Annotated in this window: 3 protein-coding genes; 2 read left to right on the forward strand and 1 reads right to left on the reverse strand. The window is 66.7% G+C overall.

Features of this window, described 5'->3' with window-relative positions; genetic code table 11:
• Positions 1–684: 5-oxoprolinase subunit PxpB (gene pxpB, locus AC1D00_RS39290; protein WP_477014381.1), on the reverse strand; the 684-nt coding region annotated here is incomplete at its 3' end.
• Positions 685–920: 236 nt separating this feature from the next.
• On the opposite strand from pxpB, the gene AC1D00_RS39295 reads away from it, so the two are divergent.
• A complete protein-coding gene (locus AC1D00_RS39295) occupies positions 921–1,619 on the forward strand; it encodes a ribonuclease activity regulator RraA (RefSeq protein WP_011087336.1) in 699 nt (232 codons plus the stop codon).
• A gap of 16 nt (positions 1,620–1,635) precedes the next feature.
• Positions 1,636–1,856: cupin domain-containing protein (locus AC1D00_RS39300; protein WP_477014382.1), on the forward strand; the 221-nt coding region annotated here is incomplete at its 3' end.

Below are 1,856 nucleotides of genomic sequence, written 5' to 3' on the forward strand. Positions count from 1 at the left end.
GTCCTGTTCTTCGAACGTCTTGTGGTCGATGGCGAAAAACGTCACGCGATCACCGGGTTCGGTCAGGAAGGTCGGATTGCGGTGGAGCTGATAGGTTCTGACAGGCGTGCGGCCGAGCAGGTGCCAGCCGCTCGGGGCGGCCAGGCACTGGATCCCGGCTTGGATGCCGCCGATCGAGATCGTGCCGGCCGGTGTCAGCAGCCGCGGGTTCTGCCGCCGCGACATGTGCAGGGATTTGTCCAGGCCGCTGAGATAGGACCAGCCCGGCGTGAAGCCGATCATGGCAACCTTGTAGTCGGCGGCGACATGCCGGGCGACGATGTCGTCAGGCGTTGTGTTCAGCGCCTTGGCGACATCCTCGAGGTCGATGCCATGTTCGCCGCCATAGGCGACGGGGATGCGCCAGCGGCGGGCCTTGGTGACCGGCGGCAGCGGCTGGGTGGCGATCGGGAGGATCTTTTCGCCGAGCGCGTCGAAGCTGATCCTGCCGGGATCGTAATGCACCAGCAGCGAGCGATAGGTCGGCACGGTCTCGGTGATGCCGTCGATGGGGCTTGCTGCGAGCGCCTTGTCGAGTGCCAGCACGCGCTGGTTGGCGGCATCGTCGATGGTGCGGCTGAACTCGACCGTGACGGCGCTGTCGCCACTGGGCAAAAGGCGGGGCGGGGGAAGCGTCGCGGCCATGAGCTGTCGAAATCGGGCTTCTCGGGAAACGCGGGCTCTGCCTTGAGTTCCGCTGGTCCCTGCTTCGCGTAAATGCGTCCGCAAGTCCAATAAATTAATGCAAGGGGAAACGATAAAGCCTTGTTATCGCGTCGCATAACCGCCCTGCGGCCCTGCGTTCTTGGCCCTTGACGGAAAGCGCCCGGCTCGCAAGATGCGCGCGTTCTTTCCCGCCCATCCGGAGCTCGTTCTCGTCCATGTCGCTGTCCCCCGAAGCCCGCAAGACCCTCGCCGGCATCACCACTGCCACCATCACCACGGTCCTGCTGAAGAAGGGCCTGCGCAATGTGTGGATGCGCGGCGCGCGCCCGCTGCGCCCGGGCCTGCCGCGCCTGGTGGGGCCGGCCTTCACGCTGCGCTTCGTGCCGGCGCGCGAGGATCTGGCGACGCCGGAATCCTGGTCGTCGCCGATTTCGACCCGCACCGCGATCGAGGCAATGCCGGAGGGATGCATCGCTGTGGTCGATGCCATGGGCATTACTGACGCCGGCATCTTCGGCGACATCCTCTGCGCGCGCATGATGAAGCGCGGCGTCACCGCGCTCGTCACCGACGGCGTGGTGCGTGACGTCGAGGGCGTGCTCGGCACCAATCTTCCGGTCTGGTGCGACGGATATGCCGCGCCGCCGTCGGTGGCGGGCCTCACCTTCGTCGGCTGGGGCGAGCCGATCGGCTGCGGCGGCGTCGCGGTGTTTCCGAACGATATCGTCGTCGCCGACCAGGACGGCTGYGTGCTGATCCCGCAGGCGATGCTCGATCACGTGCTCAATGAGGGCGTCGAGCAGGAGCGGATGGAAGCCTGGATCGTCAACGAGGTGAACAACGGCGCGGTGCTGCCGGGCCTCTATCCCATGAACGCCGAGACCAAGGCGCGCTACGCCGCCAGCAAGAAGTAACAGAAGCGAGGACCCCATGGAGATCACCGTCGCAGGCACGCGGCCGACCCGCCGCGCGCCCAAGGAAAACTTCACCGGCACCGTGTGGCAGGATCCCGTGATCATGGCGCCCGCGCCGGCACGGCTGAACTGCTCGCGCGTCGCGTTCGAGCCCGGTGCGCGCACCAACTGGCATCACCATCCGCTCGGGCAGACGCTCTACGTCATCTCCGGCGTCGGGCGCGTGCAGACCAAGGG

This window comes from Bradyrhizobium sp. P2_E8 (genome assembly GCF_056403875.1).